This is a genomic window from Paraburkholderia suaedae (genome assembly GCF_040812055.1).
In the GTDB taxonomy this organism is placed as follows: domain Bacteria; phylum Pseudomonadota; class Gammaproteobacteria; order Burkholderiales; family Burkholderiaceae; genus Paraburkholderia.
The window spans coordinates 138,051-163,686 of the sequence record NZ_JBFOAH010000013.1 but is presented as its reverse complement, the minus strand read 5'-3'; the positions used below and the strand labels follow the sequence as shown (position 1 = coordinate 163,686).

The window sequence follows — 25,636 nt, the reverse complement described above, 5'->3', positions numbered from 1 at the left end:
ACGGTGCGCGTCAAACCTCAAACGTTGCCCGCCAGATGAAAGCGCGATGCCGGATGCCATAAGCGCACCGACGTCGCCACATCGTCGCCAACCCACGTACGACGCCAGAGCTGCAGGCACGGCTCGCCGATATCCATCAGCAGATGCCGGCGCACGTGGGCGTCCGGCTTTTGCGCGTAGATGCGAAACTCCGCGCGCTGAATGGGCGCGAGCCGCACCATGTAGCGGTTCGGTGTCTCGGCTGTGAAGTCCTGTGCGAGATAGTCGGGAAACACCTTCGGATTGACGTAGCGGTCCTCGTACTGGATCGGCTCGCCTTCTTCGCTGTGCACGATGCACGAGTGGAACGCCGGGCCGCTCGGGAGGCCGAGCGCTTCGAGCGCGAACGGGTCGTCGCTCGGTTCCAGCGTCAATACGCTCGCCCAATGGCGATGCCCGCGGTCGGCGATTTCGTCGGCGATATTGCGGATTTCCAGCACCGTCGATTCATAACGCTGCGGTGCGACGAACGTGCCCGAGCCTTGCACGCGGGTCAGCACGCGCTCGGCCGTGAGTTCCCGCAGCGCGCGCGAAACCGTCATACGCGCGACGCCGAACCGTTTGACCAGTTCCATTTCGGATGGGATCAGTTCGCCGGGTTTCCAGTCGCCGCCGGTGATGCGGCCGATCACGTAGCGCTTGATCTGCTCATACGCCGGCAACGCCTTGGGCGCAATCTCGCGATTGCGGTCGAGTTGGCCATGCGGTTGCGTGGGTTGCGCTGTTTGCGCGTTTGTGTTTGTAGTTGTATTCACTCCGACCTCGTGGGTGGTAGGGCCGCTGGCGCAAGGTGTGCGCCGCGGGCGTGATGTTACCAGGGTTCGGCAAAAGCGGCGGCGCTCGTCCGGAACCGGCGGTGACGGGGCTCTCGCGGCCGCTCGTGGCGGTAGCTCTGCACGGCGCGCCACGCCCGTCGGAGCATCTATTCGTCTGACTACCTGGCAATACTGATCAATGGAGGTTGCCGTCCCGATTGCGCTGATGCAGAACGGAACAGCACGCAAAGGCGAATGCCGTCTACCAGATGAACGGCACGAACCGATAGCGCACACGCGCCATATATTCGGCGTAACCGTCGAGTTGCGCGGCCAGTAGGCGCTCTTCGCGCACCGCGCGCCAGCCCATGCCGAATACCATCACGGGCACGACCGCTAGCCCCCACCACGAACCGAGCAGCAGCGGTGTACCGACGAACAATAGCAACGCGGCGCAATACATCGGATGGCGAACATGCGCATACGGGCCGCTGTCGATCACCTTATGCCCACGGCTCGCCTGGATCTTCACGACCGGCGCAGCATAGCTATTGGCCTTGAACACGGAGCGGCACATGACGATGCACAGGAATACGCACAGCGAACCGAGGCTGACCAGCGCGATGGGCATCGGCGCCGACCACCGAAAGCGCATGGCGTCGAGTCCCATCACGACCAGCCAGGCCGTCCATACCAGCGCGACGCCGATCATGAACAGACGGTCCCAGCGGCTTTGCTCCGCCTGCACGAGCGGCGCGAGACGTTCGGCGAGCAAGCCGGGATCATGGCGCGCGAGCCAGACGCCGATCCATAAGCTCAACACGCCCAGCTCCGTCAGGTACCACCATGCCGCGGGCCACGCCAGCGTGCCCGCCGCGCCGAACAGCAGCACGCCCATAACGGCCATCCAGACCAAGGTCTGCAGGAATAGGCGCGCGATCATGTGCGTGGTCGGCGAGGCAATGCGCTAGGCACTCTGCGCCGGGGTCCGCACGCGCTCGAACACCGCCCCGATGTCGATGCCGATCTCGCCGGCATCCAGACCGAAGCGCTCGCGCAGACAGGCGGCGAGTTCGTCGGCGCTAGCGAGTTGTCGTACGTCGACGATCTCGCCATTGGCCGCGCGCTCGTGCAGTTGGTCGTTGAACAGTATGAGACGCGTCGTGGGCAACACACGGCATACGATCAGGTTGCTCGCGAAAATCGCATCGGGCGAGGTCGACGTGTACCAGTTCGACGTTTCATAGTCGATCCATTCGACCGGCTGCAAGTCGAAGCGATAGACCCGCGCCCAGCTTTCATCGTGCGCCTGCACTTCGAGATAGCGCGCGTCACGCGGCGCGTCGGCCAGACGAAACGTGCCGTGCGGGGTCTGCTGCGCGAGCCCGCTGATCAAACGCAGCGGCGCGCTCAGTGTCACGCTGCCGAAGCCGACGTCGGCGATCCATGCATCGGCGCCGATGTCGACGCGCAACACCATGTGCGTGCGCGGCGTCACCACGCCGGACTCGCGGCCCCATAGCACGCGCCCGAGCAGCGGCGCGATGCTGAAGCCCAATTGCATCAGCACGTTCGCAAGCAACGTGTTCTGCTCGAAGCAGTAACCGCCGCGCCGTTCGGTGACGAGCTTTCTTTCCACCGATTCGAGATCCAGCTTGACCGCACGGCGCGTCAGCGGAGCCAGGTTTTCGAACGGTATGGCCGCGGGGTGCAGCCGGTGGATTTCCTGAAGCACTTCGAGCGTCGCGGCGCGCGAGCCTTGGTAGCCTATCCGCGCGAAGTAGTGATCCAGATTGACGGTGTGTGACATCGGCGTAGTTCCGGCAGGGTTGAGCTGGCCGCCTGTGGCGTGTGCATGTGCATGCTGCGCGCGGCAGGCGGTTTTCGGCAAACGATCATAGCCGGTTAACGCAGGTCCGGCGCAGTGGCCGCAATCACGCGCCGGTCTTTGTTTCGCCGCAGCTGCCGGCGCGCTGCCGCGGCCGAGGGCGCGCCGCGGATATCGGCTGTGCGCTACTGGACGCCTTTCAATGCAGAAGTCGCGATCGACGGCACGGTGATGCCGTGGCTCGACGCGAACTGCACGGCCGAACTGAGCGTCGACATCAGCGATTGCAACTGCCCCGGCGCCGATTGCGCGATATACGACGCGCTTTGCGCCGTCTGCGGATTCAACCCGGACTGCAACAGCGACGACGGGCTCATCTGACCGATGCTGCCCAGCCCCGACTGCAGGCTCGCATACTGGCCAACCCCCTTGCCTAGCGACGACAGACCGTCCGTGAACGCCTGCTTGTTCACCGGCGCCGCCGACGCACTGCCGCCCGCGTGGCTCGCGAACGCCTGCGTGAGTTTCTCGGAGAGCGACTGCTGCGTATTGCCCACCTGAGTCAACTGACTCACCGACGGTGTCCCGCCGCTCAGCAGGCCCGCTGCCTGTTGCGCCTGTCCGGCGGCACTCGTCATGCCCATCGCTGACGCAAGGCTCGACTGCCCGCTGAGTACCTGCTGGTTCGCGCCTACATACGTCTGCAGCAATTGCGACATCCCTCCTGACGCCGGCGCGGCGCCCGCCGAGCTATCGCCGCCGCCCAGCCCGAACTGCTTCAGATTCAGTTGCGCATTTGCACCACCGCACAACAGCAAGCCGCCGCTCGCGAGCATCGAAATCAAAAGAATGCGGGGTTTCATGTCCATCTCTCCTTACGTTGGCCTTTGGGTTGATCGTGCGCTTCGACACTGCGCTGCCGTTCGCGTTCGATCCTATTCGATTTTTTATTACATACAACCGTCGTTCACAATGTTCAAAATTACCTGCCTGAACCTTGAATACAATCGTCGCGTTGGGTTGACGCCAGCAATGCACAGGAGTACGACTTTCGTTACCCATGCACACCATCGCGCACTCTTGAGGCAAAATTGCGGCCACGGTGGCCACCGTGGCCCGCGATGAATAGCGCAGTCGAAACAACAATGAACAGGGATGTCGATGCAGTACGCCAAAATCAACGGACCCGCCGCTCAGGCCCATTCCCTTCGCCACGCTGCGGCGCGCTGCGGCGCAACCTGCCGCACACGCTTGCCTTCCATGCGGCGCGCTGCCCTCTGCACCGCGTTTGCCTGGGCATCGTTGACAGCGGGCGCCGCGATGGCCGAAGCCAATCCCGATGCCACCGCTCAAGCGCCTCGCGCCGACACGAGCGTTGAGGCGGCCGGCACCGGTCAGGAGACGGGTTTCTGGAATCGCCCGCAGATGCTCGGCGACATGGGCGGCCTGCGCCCATGGCTTGGCAAGTACGGCGTGACCTTCGCGCTGACCGAGACCAGCGAAGTGCTCGCGAATCTGCGCGGTGGCCTTGCGCGCGGTGCGGACTACGACGGCCTGACGACCGCCATCGTGCAGATGGACACGCAGAAAGCGTTCGGCTTGCCAGGCGGACTGTTCAACGTCAGCGCATTGCAGATTCACGGCACCGGCTTGAGCGCAAGCAAGCTCGGCACGCTGAACACCGCAAGCGGCATCGAAGCCGACGACGCCACCCGCCTGTGGGAGTTGTGGTATCAGCAGTCGTTGCTCGACAAGCGCCTCGACGTGAAGATAGGTCAGCAAAGTATCGACCAGGAATTCATCACTAGCACTTACTCGGCGCTGTTTTTGAACACGATGTTCGGCTGGCCCGCGCTGCCCTCGTACAACCTGCCGTCCGGCGGTCCGGCTTATCCGCTGGCAGCGCTCGGCGTGCGCGTGCGCGGCCAGATCACGCCTTCGTTAACGGCGCTGGCGGGCGTATTTTCCGGCGACCCGCTCGGCAATGACCCGACCAACATGAGCGGCACCAACTTCAATGTGCACAACGGCGCGTTGTGGATCGGGGAGCTGCAGTACGCGATCAACCAGCCGGCCGACGGCGACACGGCCCACACCGGCGGCAACGGTTTGCCGGGCACCTACAAGATCGGCGTCTGGTACAACACCAACAGCTTCGCGGACAAGCGCTACGACGACCAGGGCTTGTCGCTCGCGAATCCGGCCTCGACGGGCATCGCCGCGAATCATCGCGGCAACTACAGCATCTACGCGGTAGCCGACCAGACGGTCTGGCGCCCGAAGCCGGACGAGCCGCGCAGCCTGGGCGTGTTCGCGCGCGTGATGGGCGGCCCCGGGGACCGCAACCTCGTGAGCATCGCCGCCAATCTCGGGGTCGTGCTGAAAGCGCCGTTCGCCGGCCGCGACGACGACAGCGCGGGCCTCGCGCTCACCTACATCAAGGTCGGCCACCACGTGAACGGGCTCGATCAGGATTTCCGTTCTTTCACGGGTGGCCCTTACGGCGTGCGCACCAGCGAAACCACGCTCGAGGCGACCTATCAGTATCAGGTCAGTCCGTGGTGGCAACTGCAAGCCGACGCGCAATACACGTTCAACGCCGGTGCCGGCCAGAATCCGAACGATCCGACGCAGCCGCTGCGCAACACTTTCGTCGTCGGCGTACGGACCAATGTCGCGTTCTGATGTGCGATGTGACTCTCGCGCGGCCCACGAAGCGCAGCTCAACCACCCTCGCCGCCTGAAGCGCCGGAGCCCCGCGCCGCCGTGCGCAATGACAGGTCCTGCAACATCTGCGCGGCGAGATAATCGCAGGTCGGCCGATCCGATTTGGCGCTGCGCGCCACCACGATTTCGAGCGGCGCGATCTTCGGCAAGCCCTGCGCTTCGCCGAGAATGGCCAGCCGCGCCGGTACGCTGCAACGCGTGAGCGCAATCACCGAAAGCGCGGCATCGACCGTTGCCACCAGACCCATCAGGCTCGCGCTGCTGAACGCCGCCCGATAGCGGATGCGCGCGCCATCCAATGCGGCCAGCGTGTGCTGTCGCGCCACGCAGCCGGGCTCGTAGAGCCCCACGGGCAACGGCGACGCCGCCAGCACCGGCGTGTCCACCGATGCCCCCACCCACACCATCGGCTCACTGCGCACGAACTCGCCGCGCAGCTTGCGATCGCGCGTGACGAATGCGAGATCGATCTTGTTATCGGCAAGCATCGGCGCGAGCGACGTGCTTTGCGCGCAGACAATCTCGATCTCCACGTGCGGATACAGATTCGAAAACCGCCGCAGCACCGGCGAGAGCAGCGACGACACATAGTCGTCCGGCGCGCCGAGCACGACGCGCCCCGTCACCTCCGGCCGAACGATTGCCGACCACGCCTCCTCATGCAGCGCGAGCACGCGCCGCGCGTATTCGAGCAGCGTATTGCCGGGCCGCGTGAGCGACAGATTGCGCGTGTTGCGCGCGAACAGCGTGGTGCCGAGCATCGTTTCGAGTCGCTTGATCTGCATGCTGACAGCCGCCTGCGAGCGATGCACGGTGCTCGCCGCCTTCGTGAAGCTGCCCGTTTCCACCACTGCGACGAAGCTGCGCAACAGATCGACGTCGAATTCCGGGTGCATGATTTATCAATCCAGCTGATGGTATTGCTCAATTTAATTCGTTTGTGCGAGGGGCGCAAGCCACGCAATACTCAGGGGCATCACGTCATTGCCTGCCACGGAGGCACTTCGCATGTCCCTCACCCAACGTCGACAAGGCGCGATCACGCTCGCCAGCGGCGGGCTTCTGATGGGCACGATGGGCGTCTTCGTCGTAGAGGCGCGGCTTGACGCGCTGACGCTCGTGTTCTTTCGCTGCCTGTTCGGCTTCATGTCGCTCGCCGCGTATTGCGCCTGGAAGGGCTTCTTCACGCGCGCGCATTTCACGCGCCGCACCGTCGTACTCGCACTCGTCTCAGGTGTGCTGATGGTCACGCAGTGGGTCGGCTTCTTCGACGCGATCCATCGCACCAGCATTGCGGTGGCGACGGTGGTGTTCCACGTGCAGCCGTTCTGGGTCGTGCTGATGGGCGCGGCGTTGTTCAATGAGCGCCTCGGCGCGGATCGCCTCGGCTGGATCGCGACCGCCTTCGCCGGTCTCGTGCTGGCCTCGGGCGTCGCCGCGACGGAGAATCTGCACGGCCATACGAGCTACCTGATCGGCGTCGGCGAAGCGCTGGTGGGATCGCTGCTCTATGCGAGCGTGACGCTGATCGCCAAAGGGCTCGGCAATTTGCGGCCGCATCTGCTGACGCTGGTGCAATGCGCGGTCGGGGTGGTGTGCCTGCCGTTCATCGCGCCGCTTGGCGCCACGCATATCGGCCCGATGCAGTGGTTCTGGCTGGTGGGCATGGGCGTGCTGCATACGGGGCTTTCGTATGTGTTGATCTATGGCGCGCTGCCCAAACTGAGCACACCGGTAATCGCCGTACTGCTGTTCGTCTATCCGCTCACGGCGATCGCGGTGGATGCCCTCGTGTATGGGCGTGCGCTGTCGCTGCCGCAGCTTGGCGGGATGGCGCTGATCGTGGTGGCAAGCCTTGGCGTCAATCTCGGCTGGCCGCTGCTGTCCTGGTTGCGCGGCGTGCCTGGCGGCCAGCGAGCGCGGTGGCACGCCGATTGACACACGGGCGCACCGCCGTATCGTGCGACGGTGCCGACACTGTCCGCTCCCGCCGCTCACAGCCGCGCGCCACACGACCAAATGGCCAATGTCACTGCGGCAACACTTCGCCCTTCGTCTCCGGAGCGAACGGAATCACGAACAGACCGACCACAAACGCGAGTGCCGTCAAGGCGACCGGCACACCCAGCGTATGCATATGCAGCACCGCCGCGCCCAGCAGAAAGTTGACGCCGGCGCCGACGAACCGCCCGAATGACGTGCAGAATGCAAACGCCGTAGCCCGCACGCGCGTCTCGAATTGCTCCGGCAGCCACAGGCTGAACAGCGCGAAATTGCCGCCGAAGAAGCCCAGCACGAACAGCCACGCGATGAACGGCGCGAGCCCGTTCGGCAGATAGAAGGCCCAGCCGAAACTGCCGAGGATCGCCACCGCCATGCCGGCGAAATAAATCGCCAGGGTCTTCTTGCGGCCGATGCGCTCGGCGATCGGCGGCAGCGCGAGGCAGCCGAGGATCGTCCCGATGGACAGCAGCCCCGTAGCGAGCGACGCCATCCTGATCGAATCGCCTTTGCCGAGGCCGGCACGGGTCGCCAGTTGAATCACCGCCGACGGCTCGTACACCGCGCCGGCCCACAAGCCGATGATCGCAATCGTCAACAGGATGCACGCCACCCAGGTCCGGCGCCGATAGGCCGGCCCAAGGATGTCGCGCAGCGGCCTCGCGCGCACCGCGTTCGCTTCAGCCTTTTGCCACTTCTCGGGCTCCTTCACGCGCAGCAGGATCAGAATCGCGACCACCACCGGCACGGCGCCGGTGAGGAACATCGCGCGCCAGCCATAGTGCACGCCGATCGTGTAGTTCAGCGCCGCGGCCAGAAAGAAGCCGGCGTAGTAGCCGGTTTGCAGATAGCCGGCGCCCATCTTGCGGCGATCCTCCGGCCACGCTTCGGCCACGTAAGTGCCGGCCAGCGCCCACTCGCCGCCGATGCCGACGCCGGCGATGAAGCGATAAATGCCGAGTTCCCACACGTTCGTCGAGGTCGCGGCGAGCCCCGTGAAAATGGCGAACGTGAAGATGGTGCCGGCCAGCACCTTCGTTCTGCCGAAGCGGTCGGCGAGCGGCCCCCAGATGAACGACAGTCCCCAGCCGACCAGGAACAACGCGAACAGAATCGACCCGGCCAGCCCGACGTTCGCCGGCGTGGCCGCAAAACCGGAGCGCGGCAGCAATTCGGTCAGGGCCGGCGTCAGCACCAGCGCGTAGATGAACGAGTCCATGCCGTCGAGCGTCCAGCCGGCCCATGCTCCCCAGAATCCTACGATCTGCGAACGGTTAAGCGGCGTGCGGCGCCGCGTGACCGGCGTGCGGTCGGTCAGTGTATTCATCATGCTCCTTCGGACCTACGGTTGACGTACGTAAACGGAACGACGAAGTGGCGCGCTGATTGATGCCAGATGATGCGAGGCTGCTTGACGTGGGACGAAAGCAGCCCGTGCGGGAAGTTCAAGGCACAAGCTTCCGGGTTTGTCCCCGTGTAAAGCGGGAATTTTTATATATAATATTTGATACCATGACCGACGCAACCGATGGTTTTCCCCTGGACACCCCCGCCCGCCGCCCGCTGCCTGCTGCCGCCCCGCGTGAAAGCACCTCGCGCGTCATTGCCCAGGCGCTGCGCACGGCGATCGTCGACGGCACGCTGGCGCCTGGCGCGCCGCTGCGGCAGGACGCGCTTGCCCGGCACTTTTCCGTCAGCGCGATTCCCGTGCGCGAGGCGCTGCGCCAACTCGAAAGCGAAGGCTGGGTGCGCGCCACGGTGCACAAGGGCGTGACGGTCGCGCCGTTGTCGGCGGACGAAGCGCGCGAGATCTACGAGATTCGCTCCGCGCTGGAGAGCCTCGCCATCGGCCTCGCCATTCCCAGGCACACTGCCGCGACGCTGCGCGAAGCGGCGAGCCTGTGCCGCGCTGCCGCGCGCGAGTCGGACCCGTCGCTGTATGTCGAGCGCAATGCCGCGTTTCACCTGAGCCTGTATGCGCCCGCCGGCCGGCCTCAGCTGGTGGACATGATCGGCTTGCTGCATCGGCGGGGCGAAAGATATCTGCGCCTCAAGTTCGGCTTGCCCGTGCACAAGGACGAGTCCGACAATGAACATGCCGCGCTGCTGGAGGCCGTGCAACGGCGCGATATCGCGGCGGCGCAATCGCGGGTAGTCGCGCATCTTCTTGGCACCGGCGAACTGCTGCATCGTTTTCTGACCGAACGCGCGCAGGCGCAAGCCGCGCTCGTGGATCAACCGAAGCCGCGCGGCAAACGCGCGCGCGCCACCACCGGAGCCGATTGAGCCGATGAACCGCCCCGCCCAAGCCGCTGCGACCTTACCCGCCGCGGGTTCATGGACCACGCGCCGCGACGAGAAGAACCGCCGCCTCGCCGTCATTGCGCCCTGGTTCGAAGATGGCGTGCTGCCGACCCACCGCATCGTCGATGCCCTCGAAACGCTGATCCAGCCTGGCGAGCGCGTCGCGCTCGAAGGCGACAACCAGAAGCAGGCCGACTTTCTGTCCCGCTCGCTCGCCAAGGTCGATCCACGGAAGATCCACGACCTGCATCTGCTGATATCGAGCATTAGTCGTCCTGAACATTTGACGCTGTTCGAGCGCGGTATCGCGCACAAGGTCGATTTTTCGTTTGCCGGGCCACAGAGCTTGCGGGTCGCGCAACTGCTGGAAGACGGCCAGCTCGAAATCGGCGCGATCTATACGTACGTCGAACTGTACGCGCGCATGTTCGTGGACCTGACGCCGCAGGTCGCGCTGCTGTGCGCGGACAAGGCCGACCGGCACGGCAATCTGTACACCGGCCCGAATACCGAAGACACGCCGACCATCGCCGAAGCCGCCGCGTTCCGGCATGGCATCGTGATCGTGCAGGTCAACGAAATCGTCGACGAACTGCCGCGTGTCGACATTCCCGGCTCGTGGGTGGACGTGATCGTGCAGGCGGACCGGCCGTTCGCCGTCGAGCCGCTTTTCACGCGCGATCCGCGCCACATCGGCGACCTGCAGGTGCTCACCGCGATGATGGTGATTCGCGGCATCTACGAACCGTATGGCGTCACCTCGCTCAATCACGGGATCGGCTTCGACACGGCGGCCATCGAGTTGCTGCTGCCCACCTATGGCGAGTCGCTCGGCCTGAAGGGCAAGATTTGCCGCAACTGGACGCTCAATCCGCATCCCACCATGATTCCGGCGATCGAATCGGGCTGGGTCGACAGCATTCATTGCTTCGGCAGCGAAGTGGGTATGGACGCGTACATCGAGGCGCGCCCCGACGTGTTCTTCACCGGCAGCGACGGCAGCCTGCGCTCGAACCGCGTGCTGTGCCAACTGGCCGGGCAATACGGCGTCGATCTGTTCATCGGCTCGACCTTGCAGATGGACGCCGACGCCAATTCGTCGACCGTCACGCGCGGGCGTCTCGCCGGCTTTGGCGGCGCGCCGAACATGGGCCACGATCCGCGCGGTCGGCGTCATTCGAGCGAGGCGTGGCTCAAGCTGCTCAAGGACGAGGGGCCGGTGTCGCGCGGCCAGAAGCTGGTCGTGCAGCTGGCCGAGACGTACAAGAAAGGCGGCGAACCGACCTTCGTCGACGAGCTCGACGCCGTCGCGGTCGGCGCGAAAAACGGCATGCCGATCGCGCCCGTGATGATCTATGGCGACGACGTCAGCCACGTGGTCACCGAAGAAGGCATCGCGCATCTGCACAAGGCCGAAGGGATCGATGAGCGCCGCGCGGCGGTGGCCGCCGTGGCCGGCGTGACGCCGATCGGCTTGCATGCGAAGCCGGAGAAGACCGCCGAATTGCGCCGGCGCGGCATCGTCGCGTATCCGGAGGACCTGGGCATACGCCGCGGCGAGGCCAAGCGATCGCTGCTGGCCGCGCGCAGTATCGACGATCTGGTGACGTGGTCGGGCGGCTTGTATGCGCCGCCGGCGCGCTTCAGGAGCTGGTAGCGATGGCGCCCGCTGCTGTATCGAAGCTCGTCGAAGGACCCGCGTGTGCGCTGCCCGCCGCGCATGGTGACTCGCACGGCGGGCTTGCGCACCCCGGTTTGCAACAGCACGCCGAACGATTGTCCGCACTGGCCGCGCGCGCCGGTTCGCGCGGTGTGGAGGCAAACGCCGCGTCGGTCGAGCGTGGCGGGCCATCGGTTGCGCCGGTCACATGCGCCGGTTCGGCGGGCACCGTCACGCGCGTCGATTCGGCGGGCACCGTCACGCGCGTCGATTCGCCCGGCACCGGCACGCGCGCCACTTCGCCGGGCACCGCCACGCGCGTCAATTCGCTCGGGACCGGCACGCGCGCCACCTCGCCCGGCACCGCCACGTGCGTCAATTCGCCGGGCACCGCCGCGCGCGCCTCAGCCGCCGACGCACAACTCGCTCGCTACGCCGTGACCGCGCTGATCGAGGAAGCGCAGCTCACGCCCAAGCCTGCGCTGGTCGACCGGCGTGGCAGCGGCGCGCACCGCGACCTCGATCTCGCGACGATGCTGCGCTCGGCGCACGCGCTCGAGCCGACCTTCGCGGCGCTCGCGCGCGCGGCGCGCCGCCATGGCGAACCGTCCGCGCTGCTGCGCACCGAACTCGCGCAGATCGGCCGGGCCGGCGAGGAGCAGATGCTACGCGCCACCGGCGGCAGCAACGCGCATCGCGGCGCGATCTGGATCGTGGGCCTGCTGGTGGCGGGGGCGGCCGTGGATGCGTGCGCCGCTGTCACTATGGTTGGCTGCGCGGTGATACCTGCGCTTTCGCCTGCCGCCGGCAGTGCCAAACGCCCGAGCGCCCGGCGAATCTGTACCCACGCCGCGCAAATCGCGTGCTTTCCGGACCGTTTCGCCGCGCCCTCGGACAGCCACGGCGAACGCGCCCGCCACCGCTATCAGGTCGGCGGCGCGCGCCGCGAAGCACAGGATGGCTTCCCGCATGTCATCGACGTGGGCCTGCCCGCGCTGCACAGGGCGCGCGCCCGGGAAATCGGCGAAAACGCCGCGCGCGTCGACACATTGCTGGCCATCATGGCGTCGCTCGACGACACCTGCCTGCTACATCGCGCGGGCCTGCCCGGCTTGCACGCCGGGCAAAACGGCGCGCGACGCGTGCTGGACGCGGGCGGCAGTTCGACGCCGGCGGGCCGCACCGCGCTGGCCGCGCTCGAACGGGAACTGCTGTCGCTCAACGCTTCGCCTGGCGGCGCGGCCGACCTGCTCGCGGCCACCCTCTTTCTCGACATGCTGGCGCCGCACGACGCCGGCCGGAGCCCCGACTCATGGAACATCTGACCTTCGACTACCCGGCGCAACGCGCCGTCACGGCCCGCGCGCATGTCGGCGTGGTCGGCTCGGGCGATCTGGAAGTGCTGCTGTCGCCCGCGACTGCCGCGAATGCCGGGGCTTCGCTGAGCGCGCACGTGGTCGTGCGAACCAGCGTCGACGGCTACAGCCACATCTGGAAGAGCGTGCTCGACCGTTTCTTCACCCGCTACGACGGCGCCGCACACATCGAAATCAACGACTTCGGCGCGACCCCCGGCGTGGTCGCGCTGCGGCTCGCGGAAGCAGTGGAAGCCGCCGAAGCAGGAGACGACGCATGAACCGGCCTTTGAACCCGCCAGCAAGCGCGGATTGCGCGCCGCTCCTGCACGATAGTTTCATCGAACTGCCGGCGCGCGAACGCGCCCGCTCGCTGCTCGACCCAGGCAGCTTCCGCGAACTGCTCGGCCCGTTCGACAAGATCGAGTCTCCGTGGCTTGCGCTGCAAGGCGTCGTCTGCCAGGCGGACGACGGCTGCGTGATCGCGCGCGGCAGCATCGACGGCGAGCCCGCGGTGATCGCCGCGATCGAGTCCGCGTTCCAGGGCGGCAGCATCGGCGAAGTGTCGGGCAGCAAGATCGCCGCGGCGCTCGAGATGGCGTTGCGCGACTGCGAGCGCGGCAAGCTCGTGCGCCCGGTCGTGCTGTTCGAAACCGGCGGCGTGCGGCTGCAGGAAGCCAACCTGGGCCTCGCGGTGATCGCGGAGATTCAGGCGGCGATCGTCGCGCTGCGTCGGCACGTGCCGGTGGTCGGCGTGCTCGCGGGCATGGTCGGCTGCTTCGGCGGCATGTCGCTCGCGGCCGCGCTGTGCTCGTATCTGATCATGACGAAGCAGGGCCGGCTCGGCATGAACGGCCCCGAGGTGATCGAGCAGGAAGCCGGCATCGAGGAACTGGATGCGAGCGACCGCCGTCGCGTGTGGCAACTGATCGGCGGTGAGCAGCGCACGGCGACCGCGCTCGCCGATCGGCTGGTCGACGACGATCTACACGCGGTGCGCGCCGCCGTGCACGACGCGTTCGCGCAAGGCATGCCGGCCGCGCATCGCAGTGAACAGGTCGACGTGTTTCTGGACCGGCTCGCGCGAATCGATCCCGCGAGCGTCACGCCGGAAAGCATGCGCGACGTGTACAACCCCCCACTTCACGACGCCGCCGGCACGGAGCAGTCATGAGCGACACCGTTGCGAGCCGCGGCGCGCGCTGGTTTCACGCGCTGGCCGGTGAACCGTCGGGCAAGGCGCCTGTATGGAGCGGCGATGCGGCGCTTCTCGGCGAGCGCGCGCGTTTTATCGCGGTCGTTCCCGATCCCGCCAACCGCTTCCCGCGCGCGCGCGACAACGTGGTCGGCCTCGACCAAGGCTGGCAGCTCGCGCGCGCCGTGCGCGAGGCAATCGACCAGGATGCGGCGGGCGGCACGCGCCGGCCGATCGTCGCGATCGTCGACGTGCAGAGCCAGGCGTACGGCTATCGCGAGGAAATGCTCGGCATTCACCTCGCGTGCGCGGCCGCCGTCGACGCGTATGCGAGCGCGCGCGAGGCCGGCCATCCGGTGGTCGCGCTGATCGTCGGACCGGCGATGTCGGGCGCTTTTCTCGCGCACGGCTATCAGGCCAACCGCATCGTCGCGCTCGACGCACCCGGCACCATGGTCCACGCAATGGGCAAGGAAGCCGCCGCGCGCGTCACGCGCCGCACGGTCGAGGCGCTCGACGCGCTCGGCGAAACCATTGTGCCGATGTCGTATTCGATGGCGTCGTTCGCGAAGCTGGGGCTGCTCGACCAGTTGATCGAAGGCGTCGATGCGGATGCGCCGGACGCGGCGCAGATCGAGCATGTGCGACAGGTGCTGTGCGAGCAGATTCGAAGCGCACGCGAAGGTGGGCGCACGCTTGCGCACCGGCTGCAATCGGCGGCGGCGCGCACCCATCGCGCGGCGTCGATCGAAGTGCGCCGCCGTCTCGCCGAACAATGGGACGACGTGTAATGCGGGCCCGTGCTGCAGCAGCGTTCGTCGGCGGACATACGTCGTCACGCGACGTGCGATGGCGGCCGCACGACTTGCTGCGCTTGCGGCGCCTGCCTGCATGCGACGACGAACCGGCGTGGGTCCGAGCGGCTTTCGAGCGCGCGCCCTATGCGGTCGTCAGACGCGCACTGACCGCCGAGGGCGTCGTCGCGGTTGGCCTGCGCGGCGCGGGGCGCGCTCAGCGGTACGGCACATGGGCAGAGGCTGGCGATATCGAAAGTGTCGTGCCGCCCGAAGCGTTGCTGCAAGCCGAGCCGTTAGCCGGGCGCGAGGCGCTGCGGCCCTTCGCCGCCCTCGCCGATTTGCGCAGCGACGCGGCGGGCGCACTCGCAGTTTGTGCTTGGGGACCGACGGGGAGCGCGGGCTTTGAACTCGCTACCCGCGTGCCGGCAGTGACCGAGTCGAGCGATCTCGATCTGCTGATCCGCGCGCCCGAACCGCTCACGCAAGACATCGCCCGCGCGTGGCTCGACCAAATGCACACGCTTGCGGCGCGCGCCGGTATTCGCGTCGACGCGCAACTCGAAACGCCCGCAGGCGGCGTCGCGTTGGCCGAGTGGGCAGCAGGCAAAGCGCGCGTGCTGGCACGCGACGCGAGCGGTCCACGATTGATTGCCAACCCGTGGGGCGCCGCTCATGGAACGCCAAACGGTGCCGAGTGATGCTCGCGCTGCTTTTTCCCGGCCAGGGCGCGCAGACCGCTGGGTTCCTGCACGATCTGCCGCCGCATCGCGCGGTGCGCGACACGCTCGAAGAAGCCTCGCAGGTGCTCGGCGTCGACGTGCTGGGATTGGACACGCAAGACGCACTGCGTTCGACGGTCGCCGTGCAGGTCGGCTTGACGATAGCGGGCGTGGCCATCGCGCGTGCGCTCGAGAGTGAACGGCTCGTGCCGGAGATCAGCGCGGGACTGTCGGTCGGCGCGTTTGCGGCGGCCGTCAGTTGCGGCGCGCTGCGCCTGGCCGATGCATTGAAGATCGTGCGGCAGCGCGCGCAGCTGATGGAAGCGGCCTACCCTTGCGGTTACGGCCTCGCGGCGATTTCGGGGTTGACCGAGCACCAACTGGAACAACTCGCCGCGCGGCATGCGGATGAGCAGCAGCAGCGCGTCTATATCGGCAATGTGAATGCGCCGCGCCAGATCGTGATCGCGGGTGCCAACGATGCGCTCGACACGTTCATCGCTCGCGCGCTCGCGGCGGGCGCGCGCCAGGCGACCCGGCTCGCGGTGAGTGTGCCCTCGCATTGCGAACTGCTCGCGCATGCCACCGATACGCTCGTCGCCTATGCGAGCGCAGTGCCTTTTCACGCGCCGCGGGGCATCTATATCGGCAATCGCGGCGGCCGGCCGTTGTACACGGCCGATGCGATCCGCGAAGATCTCGTGACCAACATGCGCTACACGGTGCGCTGGTTCGACGGGCTAACAGCGATGCAGGAAATGGGCGCGCGCGTGTTGATCGAAGCGCCGCCCGGACAAGTGCTGACCGACATCGCACGGGAAAACTTTGCGGATGTCACGGCGCTCGCGGCCAGCAGTTTTTCGTTTGACCGGCTCGTGGCGACGGCTCGCCGGCGGCTCACGATGGCGTAATCGGGTGACACGCGTGCGGGCTGTCGGCATCCGCAGCGCCGGCACACCGCAGGCAGACCGACGCGCGTTTCAACGGCTTCGCATGCCGATCGCGTGCGTCGAGCGCGCGCATCGGTCCGCCAAAGCCAACCCGCGTAGCTCATCGGGCTAATTCACCGCGCCGTGGCGCGACTGTGCTGAGCCACGCTGATGGCGACATCGACTCGCGGCAGGCAAATCACTCACGCAACGACGCTGCCCCCCGCGTTCACGCCTGCTCCGGCGCAGCGCGCCCGAGCACGTGCGGATCCGATGCCGTCGCCGGCGTTTCGCCATGCGCGTGCCCATGCCCCGGCGTCGTCACCGCGGCGGTGCCGCCAGGCCGCCGCACGGATTTCGCGTGCCGCTCGATCAGCCGTTGCAGCAGACAGAACGCGCACAGCAGCGCGCCGATCACGATGCGGGTCCACCACGAACTGAGCGTGCCGTCGAACGTGATCAGCGTCTGGATCGTGCCGAGAATGCCGACGCCGAACAGCGAGCCGATCACATAACCCACGCCACCGGTCAACAACGTGCCGCCGATCACCGTCGCCGCGATCGCGTCGAGCTCCATGCCCTGTCCCTGCAAGCCGTAGCCGGACAACACGTAGAAGGTGAACACCGCGCCGCCGAGCGCAGAGCAAAAGCCGCTCAGCGCATAGACGCCGATGCGCGTGTGCGCGACCGGCAGGCCCATGAGCAACGCCGAACGCGGATTGCCGCCGAGCGCATACACATTGCGGCCGAAGCGCGTGAAGTGCGCGACATAGATCGCGGCGAGCAGCGTCACGAGCGCAATCAGCACGTTTGCGGTCACCGAGCCAATGCCGATGTCCAGATGGAACGCCGAAATTGTGTGGAAGGTGGAGTCGGTGATCGTGATCGACTGCGTCGTAATCAGAAAGCACAGGCCGCGAGCGAAGAACATCCCGGCCAGCGTCACGATGAACGCCTGCAACCGGAAGAAGTGAATCAGCGCGCCCTGGACCGCGCCGAACACGGTGCCCATCGCCAGTACGATCGGGATGATTACCCACACGGACAGATGCATGTGCTCGGACAGCACCGCCTCGACGATGGTCGTCAGTGCAACGACAGAACCCACCGACAGATCGATGCCGCCCGACACGATCACGAACGTCATGCCGATCGCGACGATCAGCAGGAACGCGTTGTCGACCAGCAGGTCCAGCAGCACCTGCCACGAGCAGAAGCCGGTGTACATCACCGCACCGAAACCGAATAGCGCGAAGAACAGCAGGATCGTGACCGCAATGGGCAGCGTGCGCGGATCGACCAGATGAGCGAGCGCGTCGAGAAGTCGTTTCATCGTGCCACCCCGCGCTGCTTAAAGAGCGACCCGCCGAACGACATCGCGAGTGCACGCGCCGCGGGCGACTGGATCACGCTCACCGCGAGCACCACCGCTGCCTTGACGACCAGCGTCGCTTCGGGCGGCACGCCGATCGAATAGGTGGTGTAGGTCAGCGTCTGGATGATCAGCGCGCCCAGCACCGTGCCGGCGAAACTGAAGCGGCCGCCCAGCAAGGACGTGCCGCCGAGCGTCACCGCCAGAATCGCGTCGAGTTCGAGCAGCAGGCCGGCGTTGTTGCCATCGGCGCTACGCACGTTCGAGCTGATCAGGATGCCCGCCATGGCCGCGGTCAAGCCCGAGAAGCCGTACACCGCGAACACGAGCGCCTTGGAGCGCAAGCCGACCAGCCGCGTGGCGATCGGATTGACGCCGATCGCGCGAATGAAAAGCCCGAGCGCCGTGCCTTCGACGAGCGCCGCAGTGGCGAGCACAGCGATCGTCGCAATCCACACCGAACACGGCACCCCGAGCCAATAGCCGCCGCCGACGAACAGATAGCCAGGCGCGCCGATGGGAATGATCTGCCCGGCTGTGAGCAGTTGCGCGATGCCGCGGCCCGCGACCATCAGGATCAACGTGGCGATGATCGGCTGCATGCCGACGAAGGACACCAGCAAACCGTTCCACATGCCGCTCAAGAGGCCGACGACCAGTGCCGCGATCAGTGCCTGCGCGATCAGCCCCGCACTGGGCGAGGGCTGCGTCGCGAGGATCGTGGCCGCCGCGGCGCCAGCGATCGCCACGACCGCGCCCACCGAAATGTCGATGCCGCGCGTCGCGATCACCAGCGTCATGCCGATCGCGACGAGCACCAGCGGCGCGGCGCGATTGAGCACATCGATCGGCGCGCCGAACAGATGACCGTCGAGCATGCGCAGCGACAGAAAATGCGGATTCACCCACAGGTTCAGGCCGCACAGCAGCGCAAGCGTGATGCACGGCCAGATCAACGGGCGTTCGACGCCGTCGCGCGCGAACCAGTTCGATAGCTTCATTCGCCGCTCCCCGCGATGAGTCGATAGATATTGTCTTCGCTCGACGCCTGGCCGGCGACCTCGGCGATCTTGCGTCGGTCGCGCAGCACCGCGACGCGGTGGCTCACGCGTAGCACCTCGCTGATCTCCGACGAAATGAACAGGATGCTCAGACCGTTTGCGCATAGCGCCAGCAGCCGGTCCATGATGTCGAACTTGGCGGCGACATCGATGCCGCGCGTCGGTTCGTCGAGGATCAGCAGCTTCGGGTCGGTGGCGAGCCAGCGCGCGAGCAGCGCTTTTTGCTGATTGCCGCCGGACAGCAGGCCGATTGGCTGCTCGGCGTCCGAGGCCTTGATGCCGAGCCGCTCGATCCACAGGTCAGCCAGTTCGCGCGCACGCTGCCGGCTGATCTTGCGCCACCAGCCGCGCCGCGCCTGCAACGCCAGCAGGATGTTCTCGCGGATCGACAGTTCCGCGACGATGCCCTCTTTCTTGCGGTCTTCCGCACAATAGCCGATGCCGTGCCGTACCGCGTCGCGCGGCGAGCGCAACCGCACCGGCCGACCCTGCACGAGGATCGTGCCGCTGTCCGCGCGGTCGGCGCCGAACAGCAGGCGCGCGGTTTCCGTGCGGCCAGAGCCGAGCAAGCCGGCCAGGCCGAGAATCTCGCCGGGCTGAACGTCGAGATCCATCGGCTGCAACATGCCGCGCCGGCCGACACCGCGCAGCTCGACGAACGGCTGCGCCGCGTCCGATCGCTGCCGATCTTGCGCGCTGTCATGCGATGCATGCGCCGCCTGCGCTTCATGCGCCGCTTCGCGCAAGCGCGCGCTCATGCGCTCATGACCCACCATCTTGGAGACCAGCTGATCGGCCGACAGATCGCGCGCGAGGTATTCGCCTACGCGCTCGCCGTTACGCATCACCGTGATGCGGTCGGAGATCGCATAGGTCTGTTCGATGAAATGCGTGACGAACAGAATCGCGATCCCCGATTGCTTAAGATGCCGAAGTATTTTGAAAAGCTGCGCGACTTCGCTGTCGTCGAGACTGGAAGTCGGCTCGTCGAGAATCAGCACGCGCGCGTCGACCGATAGTGCTCGCGCGATCGCCACCATCTGCTGTACGGCGATCGGATACGCGTCGAGCGAACGCGTGACGTCGAGCTTGACGTCGAGGCGCGCCAGCGCGGCCTGCGCGCGCCGTTTGATGTCGGGCCAGTCGATCGCGCCGAAGCGCTTCGGCTGCCGGCCCGCGAAAATGTTCTCCGCCACCGACAGGTTCGGACACAGGTTCACTTCCTGGTACAGCGTGCGCACGCCGGCCGCTTCGGCTTCCTGCGGCGACGCGAATGCGACTGTTTCGCCGCCGAGGCGGATCGTCCCGGCATCGGGTGCGATGACGCCAGTGAGCACGTTGATCAAGGTGGATTTGCCGGCGCCGTTCTGCCCCATCAGCGTATGAACTTCGCCGGGAAACAGACGGAAATCGACCCGCTGCAGGGCCTTCACGCCGGGGAATGTCTTGCTGACGCCGGCCGTCGCGAGAATGGGCTCGGGCGCGATGGCGGCGCTGTCGACGCTGGCGCCGTTCGCGCCACTCGCCGGCGGGTTCTGTTCGGAAGCGGGATGGGTCATGGACCTCGCTCGATCGGCTATGCGTGGTTCGGCAGGTTCCAGCGGCATCCCGTTGAAAAGAGACCGCCCGCTGCCGAAGCAGCCCGGGCGGCCAGGCACCACTGGAGAAACCTGTTCGATCTGTCCGTACTGGTTCTTTAGCTCAGCGCCGCCTGAACGGCGGCGCATGTCGAGAGAAAAGCCGGTCTGCGCCTCAGTATTTGCGGGTCGGCAGAGTTTGCGCCGCGACGCTCATCGGGAAGACGGTCTCTTGCGTGAGGATCCGCTTGGGCAGCGGCTTGCCGGCCACCACGTCCTTGACAGCCGACATCAGTTGCGGTCCCAGCAGCGGGCTGCATTCGACGTCGACGTTCATCTTGCCCGCGGCCATTGCCTGGAAGCCGCCCTTGGTCGCATCGAACGAAACGACGGTGATGTCCTTGCCCGGATGCATGCCGGCCTCTTCCATCGCCTGGATCGCGCCGAGCGCCATGTCGTCGTTATGCGCATAAACGACGTTGATCTTGTTACCGTAGGTTTTGATGAAGGCTTCCATCACCTGCTTGCCGCCGGCCAGCGTGAAGTCGCCGCTTTGCGACGCGATGATCTTGAACTTCGGATCGCTCTTGATCACTTCGATCAGACCGGCGTGCCGGTCGTTGGCGGGCGCCGAGCCGACCGTGCCCTGCAGTTCGGCGATATTGACCGGGCCTTTGTCGTCCTTGTAGTGATCCGCGAGCCAGTGACCGCCGCGCCGACCTTCCTCGAGGAAGTCGGAGCCGATCATCGTCACGTACAACGAAGTGTCTTTGACGTCGATGTTGCGGTCCGTCAGGATCACCGGAATCCTGGCGGCTTTGGCTTCGCGCAGCACGGGTTCCCAGCCGGATTCAACGACCGGCGAAAACGCGATTACGTCCACCTTTTGCGCGATGTACGAGCGGATCGCCTTGATCTGGTTTTCCTGCTTCTGCTGGGCGTCGGAAAATTTGAGTTTGATCTTCGCGTCCGCTGCCGCGGACTTCACCGACTCCGTGTTCGCGGTTCGCCATGCGCTTTCCGCGCCGACCTGCGCAAAACCGAGGGTGATCTGTTTATCCTGTGCGTAAGCGCCCGGCGTAGCCAGCGTCATCGCGCCAATGCCTGCGGAAAGTGCGAGTGCGCCCAACGCGCGAAATGCGGCACGTCGTGTATTCGCCATGACTGTCTCCTGATCGTTGTTGTATGGGCGACCCAGCGAACCTGCCCAGCCCTTCGGCCCTCACGGTGCGTGGATCGTGATGTAGCGTACTGGGCACAGCGTTAACCGTCCAATCATATGATTCGCTGGAGCAATATCAATTTTGGTATAGGCGGCGGGGTCGGCGTTGGCGGAGTCGCCAACCAGCACGAGCAGCAGAACTAGCGGCCAAGCGCGCGCGGCGTCACCCAGCGAAACGTCAGATTGACCCGCTCGCCGCTCACCCGCGGCTCTTTCGGCACCCGGTGCCGCCACTGCGCCTGGGTGTCGCCTTTCATCACGAGCAAGCTGCCGCCCTTTAGTGAAAAAGACCGCACGACACCGGTCTTGTTGTGCCGCAAATCGAAAGTGCGCGCGACGCCCAGGCTCACCGATGCGATGACCGGCTGCACGCCGAGTTCGGGCTCGCGATCGGCGTGCCAACCCATGCTGTCCGCGCCGCTGCGATAGCGATTGAGCAGCACGCTGTTAAAGCGTGCCCCGCAGGCGGCCTCCACGGCTGCCTTCAGCCCGGCGACGGCCGGCGTCCACGGCTGCGGCAGGTTGCGAATGCCGGAGTAGACATAGACCGCGTCCGGCTCCCCCTGCCACGCTGTCAGACGCGGCAGCGCGACCCGGCCCGCAGGTGTGCCCATCGTGTCCTGCCGCCATGCGACTTCGCCGATCAGTTGCGGCAATGTCTGCTGCGCGGCGAGGGGCGGCAGCCAGTCGGGGTACCAGTCGACGTCGAGCGTCGGCAGAGTGTCGAAAAGATCCATCATGCGATCACCTGATGCTGAATGCGACTGCGCGGACAGAATGTGCGCGGCGAAAACTCTGGTTATCATGGCGGCGAAGACCGATGCGCTCGCCCTGCGCATTGCGCTGTTATTTCGCGCTGTGGTTCAGATTCGTCACCTTCTATTTGCAACGGACTCCGTCATGACTCTTTCCGATCAGGCGCTCGACCAACTCTTTCGCAAAGCGCGCACGCACAACGCCTGGCAACCCAAGCCGGTCGACGACGCCCTGCTGAAGCAAATCACCGAACTGGCGTTGCTCGGACCGACCTCGGCCAATTCAAGCCCCGGCCGCTTTGTATTCGTGAAAACGCCGGAAGGCAAGGAAAAGCTGCGGCCGGCGTTGTCGGCGGGCAACCTTGAGAAGACGATGGCCGCGCCCGTCACGGTGATCGTGGCGATGGATATGGCGTTTTACGAGTATCTGCCACGACTTTTCCCGCACGCCGACGCGCGCAGCTGGTTCGCCGGCAACGACCGTGCGATCGCGGACACCGCATTTCGCAATTCGACGCTGCAAGGCGGCTATCTGCTTCTTGCCGCGCGCGCGCTCGGCCTGGACACGGGTCCGATGTCGGGCTTCGACGCCGCCAAAGTGGACGAGGCGTTCTTTGCCGGCACGACCCTGAAGTCGAATTTCCTGATCAATCTCGGCTACGGTGATCCGTCGAAACTGTTTGCGCGCAGCCCGCGCTTTTCGTTCGACGAAGCCGCGCGGATTGTCTGATGCCTGATGCGTGAGGAACCTCGCTCACGTGAGGACCGCCACGTAGAACACCACCGTGCCGATCAACGCGCCGACGAAGCAGAAGCCCTCGTCGGCTTCGTCGCCATTCGAGCGCAGCAATGCCCCGACAACGCCGAATAGCCCCGCGATGCCCAGCGCGACGCAGACCATCACCACGTCGAACAGCACGCTTTTGCCTAGCTCGGAGAAGTCGATGTTGCGCACGCCGAAATACAGCGCAAGGGCCATCAATGAAATGCCGACGAGCGGCAACATCACATGGCTACCCTCGTGTCCAACGGGATGCAGGTGATGCGGGTGATGCCCATGATGAACATGGCGCAATAGATGGCCCGATCTGAGCAGCTTCATGATGTACCTCCCTGTCGCCCCTGGCCGGCGACCAACCCTGTCACGGCCGAACCGCTGCGGTTTTCGTGGCGACCTTGAAACGAGCCGGTTCTCCTTGAGAATACTCCACCTGGGACGACAATTCAAAGGCCATTTAATTAGGCTGCGAAGCGCTTTGGCAGTCGCCACGGTGATCACAATTGCTGCAACGCACGATGCCGCCGGCGTGCTCACGCGCGGGGCCTGTGCTCGCAGGTTCGCAAAGTTCGGCGCTATCGGCAAGCGCCGGCACATGTCGGTAGAATGGTTCGCCGATCGCAGCAGCGCTGCTGACGACGACCACGCGCCGCGCTCCCCCGTTTGGGCCGGCCCCCTTCCCGCCCTGATCCTCCTATGCGCCGCTCATCGTTTCTTGTTCGCTTCATTCTGATTGGCATCCTGCTGCATATCTACGTTGGCTTGCGTCTGATTCCGGACATGCCGGTCGACATCACCGGCCGCTGGTTGAGCGGCGTGTGGCTCGTGCTGTCGGTCTTCCTGATTCCGCTGGGCATGATGGCGCGCGGCCTCAAGCGGCAGCCGCTCGGCGACCGGCTTTCATGGGTCGGGCTGCTGGCGATGGGCTTCTTCTCATCGCTGCTGGTGCTCACCTTCGCGCGAGACCTGGTGCTCGCATCGCTGCTGACCGTCGATGCGATCTGGCCGAACACCATCGCCATCGCCCATTGGCGGACCGGCTCCGCGGCAGCGGTGCCACTGCTCGCACTGCTTTCGACGCTGGTGGGCCTGTTCAACGCACGTCGCCGTGCGAAGGTCGTGTCGATCGACGTGCCGATCGACGACCTGCCGCCCGAGCTCGACGGCTTCACCATCGTCCAGATCAGCGACATTCACGTGGGGCCCACCATCAAGGGCCGCTACGTGGATGCGATCGTCGACGCGGTGAACCGGCTCAAGCCTGATCTGATCGCTGTCACCGGCGACGTGGTGGACGGCAGCGTGCCGCAGCTGATGCGGCACACGCAACCGCTGTCGCGGCTTAGCGCCCGCCACGGTGCTTTTCTCGTGACCGGCAACCACGAGTACTACGCCGGAGCGAATGCGTGGATCGACGAGTTCCGACGCCTGGGCCTGAACGTGCTGCTCAACGAACACGTGATCGTGGATCACGACGGCGCGCGTGCGGTCATTGCGGGCGTGACCGATTATTCGGCGGGGCATCATGACCCGTCGCATCGCAGCGATCCGGTTGCGGCGCTGGCCGGCGCGCCGGGCGACGTGTTGATCAAGGTACTGCTCGCTCACCAGCCGCGCTCCGCCGAAGCAGCCGCAGCGGCGGGTTTCACGCTGCAGTTGTCGGGCCACACGCATGGCGGGCAATTCTTCCCGTGGAACTTCTTTGTGCGCTTTCAGCAGCCGTTCACCGCGGGCCTCGCACGGCTGAATGGACTGTGGGTGTACACGAGCCGAGGCACCGGCTACTGGGGTCCGCCGAAGCGGCTGGGCGCGCCTTCCGAAATCACCCGCTTGCGCCTCGTACCGGGCGAGCCGGACTAGGTTGACGCTCGTCAGATTGATTACTGCATCGGCGCGACGGCCACACTGACATCCGGCGCAAAGGTCACGGACACCTGCATGCCGGGCGCGACATTGGCGACGGCCGCCGGCTCACGACTCTGAATATGGAACGCCGAGCCGTCCGCGCCCTTTAGCGCCAATACGCCGCTCGCGCGATCGATCGCGGCAACCTGCGCGGTCACCGTTTGTGCGGTGTCGTGCGCCGCCGCTGGCGCCAGCTTGCCTTGGCCGTCCGCCGCATGCGTGACCCGGACCACCGCGTTGCGGATCATCCGGATATGGACCTTGCTGCCCTGCGTGACCTGAGCGAGGCTGCGCGGGTCCGTGACGGTGAAGACGCCTTCCCCTCCATGCGCATCTAGTACGATCAACGAGCGCTTTTGCTGGTCGATTGATTTCACGACGCCTTCTGCCTGCATCGTGCGGCTGCCTTCGAATGGTGCAGGCAGAATCGCGGCGGAGACCAGCGGCGCGAGCGCCAGCAAGGCGCCGGCAACCATGCCCGATGCTCTAACTTTCATAGATTCCTCAAATACGCTGAACGGCGCAACAGCAACGACGTTATACCGATGGATTGCGCGTGAATGTCGCGCGCAGTCGACTGAACGGAGAGCGCCGCAATGGCAGACGCGCTCGGGAGTGTTCATACAGTGTGTCTTTCGAGACGGTGACCATCAACGT

The 25,636-nt window shown here is 65.9% G+C and carries 25 protein-coding genes; 12 read left to right on the top strand and 13 right to left on the bottom strand.

The genetic code is table 11. The features are described from left to right. Positions 1-17: 17 nt before the first annotated feature. The 4 genes from hutC to ABQJ48_RS19170 form a co-directional block, all read right to left on the bottom strand. A complete protein-coding gene (hutC, locus tag ABQJ48_RS19185) occupies positions 18-794 on the bottom strand; it encodes a histidine utilization repressor (protein WP_473094156.1) in 777 nt (258 codons plus the stop codon). A gap of 262 nt (positions 795-1,056) precedes the next feature. Then, on the bottom strand, positions 1,057-1,737 hold the full coding sequence (locus ABQJ48_RS19180; protein WP_367839582.1) for a methyltransferase family protein: 681 nt from the start codon (positions 1,735-1,737) through the stop codon (positions 1,057-1,059). 24 nt (positions 1,738-1,761) lie between these two features. After that, a complete protein-coding gene (locus ABQJ48_RS19175) occupies positions 1,762-2,604 on the bottom strand; it encodes an arylamine N-acetyltransferase family protein (protein ID WP_367839581.1) in 843 nt (280 codons plus the stop codon). Between the two features lie 203 nt (positions 2,605-2,807). After that, a complete protein-coding gene (locus tag ABQJ48_RS19170; RefSeq protein ID WP_367839580.1) occupies positions 2,808-3,485 on the bottom strand; it encodes a hypothetical protein in 678 nt (225 codons plus the stop codon). 298 nt (positions 3,486-3,783) lie between these two features. Here ABQJ48_RS19170 and ABQJ48_RS19165 point away from each other — a divergent pair, with 298 nt between their 5' ends. Continuing rightward, positions 3,784-5,307, top strand: a complete 1,524-nt coding sequence (locus tag ABQJ48_RS19165; RefSeq protein WP_367839579.1) for a carbohydrate porin — start codon at positions 3,784-3,786, stop codon at positions 5,305-5,307. Positions 5,308-5,345: 38 nt separating this feature from the next. On the opposite strand, the gene ABQJ48_RS19160 is transcribed toward ABQJ48_RS19165, so the two are convergent. Continuing rightward, positions 5,346-6,245, bottom strand: coding sequence for a LysR family transcriptional regulator (locus tag ABQJ48_RS19160; RefSeq protein WP_367839578.1), 900 nt, complete (start codon positions 6,243-6,245; stop codon positions 5,346-5,348). 112 nt (positions 6,246-6,357) lie between these two features. Between ABQJ48_RS19160 and ABQJ48_RS19155 the strand changes: the two genes are divergently transcribed. Next, entirely contained in the window at positions 6,358-7,287 is a 930-nt protein-coding gene (locus tag ABQJ48_RS19155; RefSeq protein WP_367839576.1) for a DMT family transporter, read from the top strand. Between the two features lie 91 nt (positions 7,288-7,378). Here the strand turns inward: ABQJ48_RS19155 and ABQJ48_RS19150 are convergent, their stop codons facing one another. Beyond that, positions 7,379-8,677 carry an MFS transporter gene (locus ABQJ48_RS19150; protein ID WP_367839575.1) on the bottom strand — a complete coding sequence of 433 codons (1,299 nt, stop codon included), beginning with the start codon at positions 8,675-8,677 and terminating at the stop codon, positions 7,379-7,381. A gap of 185 nt (positions 8,678-8,862) precedes the next feature. Here ABQJ48_RS19150 and ABQJ48_RS19145 point away from each other — a divergent pair, with 185 nt between their 5' ends. The 8 genes from ABQJ48_RS19145 to mdcH all read left to right on the top strand — a co-directional run bounded on the left by ABQJ48_RS19145 (position 8,863) and on the right by mdcH (position 16,291). Further along, positions 8,863-9,636, top strand: coding sequence for a GntR family transcriptional regulator (locus tag ABQJ48_RS19145; protein WP_367839574.1), 774 nt, complete (start codon positions 8,863-8,865; stop codon positions 9,634-9,636). 4 nt (positions 9,637-9,640) lie between these two features. Beyond that, entirely contained in the window at positions 9,641-11,311 is a 1,671-nt protein-coding gene (gene mdcA / locus ABQJ48_RS19140) for a malonate decarboxylase subunit alpha (protein ID WP_367839573.1), read from the top strand. A gap of 440 nt (positions 11,312-11,751) precedes the next feature. Further along, complete coding sequence (locus ABQJ48_RS19135; RefSeq protein ID WP_473094157.1) at positions 11,752-12,639, top strand: triphosphoribosyl-dephospho-CoA synthase; 888 nt, start codon at positions 11,752-11,754, stop codon at positions 12,637-12,639. Further along, a complete protein-coding gene (locus ABQJ48_RS19130) occupies positions 12,627-12,950 on the top strand; it encodes a malonate decarboxylase subunit delta (RefSeq protein ID WP_367839572.1) in 324 nt (107 codons plus the stop codon). The genes ABQJ48_RS19135 and ABQJ48_RS19130 overlap by 13 nt, the downstream gene beginning before the upstream one ends. Next, positions 12,947-13,843, top strand: coding sequence for a biotin-independent malonate decarboxylase subunit beta (locus ABQJ48_RS19125; RefSeq protein WP_367839571.1), 897 nt, complete (start codon positions 12,947-12,949; stop codon positions 13,841-13,843). Before ABQJ48_RS19130 ends, ABQJ48_RS19125 begins: the two co-directional genes overlap by 4 nt. Next, positions 13,840-14,655: a biotin-independent malonate decarboxylase subunit gamma gene (mdcE, locus tag ABQJ48_RS19120; protein ID WP_367839570.1), complete on the top strand. Its 816-nt coding sequence runs from the start codon at positions 13,840-13,842 to the stop codon at positions 14,653-14,655. Before ABQJ48_RS19125 ends, mdcE begins: the two co-directional genes overlap by 4 nt. Continuing rightward, entirely contained in the window at positions 14,655-15,359 is a 705-nt protein-coding gene (locus ABQJ48_RS19115; protein WP_367839569.1) for a malonate decarboxylase holo-ACP synthase, read from the top strand. The genes mdcE and ABQJ48_RS19115 overlap by 1 nt, the downstream gene beginning before the upstream one ends. Beyond that, positions 15,359-16,291, top strand: a complete 933-nt coding sequence (mdcH, locus tag ABQJ48_RS19110; protein WP_367839568.1) for a malonate decarboxylase subunit epsilon — start codon at positions 15,359-15,361, stop codon at positions 16,289-16,291. The genes ABQJ48_RS19115 and mdcH overlap by 1 nt, the downstream gene beginning before the upstream one ends. A gap of 247 nt (positions 16,292-16,538) precedes the next feature. Here mdcH and yjfF read toward each other — a convergent pair whose 3' ends face one another. The 5 genes from yjfF to ABQJ48_RS19085 all read right to left on the bottom strand — a co-directional run bounded on the left by yjfF (position 16,539) and on the right by ABQJ48_RS19085 (position 22,281). After that, the gene (yjfF, locus tag ABQJ48_RS19105) at positions 16,539-17,642 is read right to left on the bottom strand and encodes a galactofuranose ABC transporter, permease protein YjfF (RefSeq protein WP_367839567.1); all 1,104 of its coding nucleotides are present in this window, start codon (positions 17,640-17,642) and stop codon (positions 16,539-16,541) included. Then, the gene (locus ABQJ48_RS19100) at positions 17,639-18,682 is read right to left on the bottom strand and encodes an ABC transporter permease (protein WP_367839566.1); all 1,044 of its coding nucleotides are present in this window, start codon (positions 18,680-18,682) and stop codon (positions 17,639-17,641) included. The genes yjfF and ABQJ48_RS19100 overlap by 4 nt, the downstream gene beginning before the upstream one ends. Beyond that, entirely contained in the window at positions 18,679-20,301 is a 1,623-nt protein-coding gene (locus ABQJ48_RS19095) for a sugar ABC transporter ATP-binding protein (protein WP_367839565.1), read from the bottom strand. Before ABQJ48_RS19095 ends, ABQJ48_RS19100 begins: the two co-directional genes overlap by 4 nt. A gap of 193 nt (positions 20,302-20,494) precedes the next feature. Continuing rightward, positions 20,495-21,481: an ABC transporter substrate-binding protein gene (locus ABQJ48_RS19090; RefSeq protein WP_367839564.1), complete on the bottom strand. Its 987-nt coding sequence runs from the start codon at positions 21,479-21,481 to the stop codon at positions 20,495-20,497. Between the two features lie 200 nt (positions 21,482-21,681). Then, on the bottom strand, positions 21,682-22,281 hold the full coding sequence (locus tag ABQJ48_RS19085) for an alpha-ketoglutarate-dependent dioxygenase AlkB family protein (RefSeq protein WP_367839563.1): 600 nt from the start codon (positions 22,279-22,281) through the stop codon (positions 21,682-21,684). Positions 22,282-22,441: 160 nt separating this feature from the next. Between ABQJ48_RS19085 and ABQJ48_RS19080 the strand changes: the two genes are divergently transcribed. Next, positions 22,442-23,026: a malonic semialdehyde reductase gene (locus ABQJ48_RS19080; RefSeq protein ID WP_367839562.1), complete on the top strand. Its 585-nt coding sequence runs from the start codon at positions 22,442-22,444 to the stop codon at positions 23,024-23,026. Between the two features lie 24 nt (positions 23,027-23,050). Here the strand turns inward: ABQJ48_RS19080 and ABQJ48_RS19075 are convergent, their stop codons facing one another. Next, the gene (locus ABQJ48_RS19075; RefSeq protein WP_367839561.1) at positions 23,051-23,398 is read right to left on the bottom strand and encodes a hypothetical protein; all 348 of its coding nucleotides are present in this window, start codon (positions 23,396-23,398) and stop codon (positions 23,051-23,053) included. Between the two features lie 372 nt (positions 23,399-23,770). Between ABQJ48_RS19075 and ABQJ48_RS19070 the strand changes: the two genes are divergently transcribed. After that, positions 23,771-24,934, top strand: a complete 1,164-nt coding sequence (locus ABQJ48_RS19070) for a metallophosphoesterase (RefSeq protein ID WP_367839560.1) — start codon at positions 23,771-23,773, stop codon at positions 24,932-24,934. A 20-nt stretch (positions 24,935-24,954) separates the two neighbouring features. On the opposite strand, the gene ABQJ48_RS19065 is transcribed toward ABQJ48_RS19070, so the two are convergent. Next, positions 24,955-25,476: a hypothetical protein gene (locus ABQJ48_RS19065; RefSeq protein WP_367839559.1), complete on the bottom strand. Its 522-nt coding sequence runs from the start codon at positions 25,474-25,476 to the stop codon at positions 24,955-24,957. Positions 25,477-25,636 lie beyond the last annotated feature (160 nt).

Excerpts from the sequence above, each read along its gene's own strand:
- mdcE (WP_367839570.1), top strand. The coding sequence starts at position 13,840 with ATGAGCGACACCGTTGCGAGCCGCGGCGCGCGCTGGTTTCACGCGCTG.
- yjfF (WP_367839567.1), bottom strand. The coding sequence starts at position 17,642 with ATGAAACGACTTCTCGACGCGCTCGCTCATCTGGTCGATCCGCGCACG.
- ABQJ48_RS19150 (WP_367839575.1), bottom strand. The coding sequence starts at position 8,677 with ATGAATACACTGACCGACCGCACGCCGGTCACGCGGCGCCGCACGCCG.
- ABQJ48_RS19130 (WP_367839572.1), top strand. The coding sequence starts at position 12,627 with ATGGAACATCTGACCTTCGACTACCCGGCGCAACGCGCCGTCACGGCC.
- ABQJ48_RS19095 (WP_367839565.1), bottom strand. The coding sequence starts at position 20,301 with ATGACCCATCCCGCTTCCGAACAGAACCCGCCGGCGAGTGGCGCGAAC.
- ABQJ48_RS19125 (WP_367839571.1), top strand. The coding sequence starts at position 12,947 with ATGAACCGGCCTTTGAACCCGCCAGCAAGCGCGGATTGCGCGCCGCTC.
- ABQJ48_RS19085 (WP_367839563.1), bottom strand. The coding sequence starts at position 22,281 with ATGATGGATCTTTTCGACACTCTGCCGACGCTCGACGTCGACTGGTAC.
- ABQJ48_RS19115 (WP_367839569.1), top strand. The coding sequence starts at position 14,655 with ATGCGGGCCCGTGCTGCAGCAGCGTTCGTCGGCGGACATACGTCGTCA.
- ABQJ48_RS19100 (WP_367839566.1), bottom strand. The coding sequence starts at position 18,682 with ATGAAGCTATCGAACTGGTTCGCGCGCGACGGCGTCGAACGCCCGTTG.
- mdcH (WP_367839568.1), top strand. The coding sequence starts at position 15,359 with ATGCTCGCGCTGCTTTTTCCCGGCCAGGGCGCGCAGACCGCTGGGTTC.
- ABQJ48_RS19065 (WP_367839559.1), bottom strand. The coding sequence starts at position 25,476 with ATGAAAGTTAGAGCATCGGGCATGGTTGCCGGCGCCTTGCTGGCGCTC.
- ABQJ48_RS19145 (WP_367839574.1), top strand. The coding sequence starts at position 8,863 with ATGACCGACGCAACCGATGGTTTTCCCCTGGACACCCCCGCCCGCCGC.
- ABQJ48_RS19165 (WP_367839579.1), top strand. The coding sequence starts at position 3,784 with ATGCAGTACGCCAAAATCAACGGACCCGCCGCTCAGGCCCATTCCCTT.
- ABQJ48_RS19170 (WP_367839580.1), bottom strand. The coding sequence starts at position 3,485 with ATGAAACCCCGCATTCTTTTGATTTCGATGCTCGCGAGCGGCGGCTTG.
- ABQJ48_RS19160 (WP_367839578.1), bottom strand. The coding sequence starts at position 6,245 with ATGCACCCGGAATTCGACGTCGATCTGTTGCGCAGCTTCGTCGCAGTG.
- ABQJ48_RS19090 (WP_367839564.1), bottom strand. The coding sequence starts at position 21,481 with ATGGCGAATACACGACGTGCCGCATTTCGCGCGTTGGGCGCACTCGCA.
- mdcA (WP_367839573.1), top strand. The coding sequence starts at position 9,641 with ATGAACCGCCCCGCCCAAGCCGCTGCGACCTTACCCGCCGCGGGTTCA.
- ABQJ48_RS19175 (WP_367839581.1), bottom strand. The coding sequence starts at position 2,604 with ATGTCACACACCGTCAATCTGGATCACTACTTCGCGCGGATAGGCTAC.
- ABQJ48_RS19180 (WP_367839582.1), bottom strand. The coding sequence starts at position 1,737 with ATGATCGCGCGCCTATTCCTGCAGACCTTGGTCTGGATGGCCGTTATG.
- ABQJ48_RS19075 (WP_367839561.1), bottom strand. The coding sequence starts at position 23,398 with ATGAAGCTGCTCAGATCGGGCCATCTATTGCGCCATGTTCATCATGGG.
- ABQJ48_RS19080 (WP_367839562.1), top strand. The coding sequence starts at position 22,442 with ATGACTCTTTCCGATCAGGCGCTCGACCAACTCTTTCGCAAAGCGCGC.
- ABQJ48_RS19155 (WP_367839576.1), top strand. The coding sequence starts at position 6,358 with ATGTCCCTCACCCAACGTCGACAAGGCGCGATCACGCTCGCCAGCGGC.
- ABQJ48_RS19070 (WP_367839560.1), top strand. The coding sequence starts at position 23,771 with ATGCGCCGCTCATCGTTTCTTGTTCGCTTCATTCTGATTGGCATCCTG.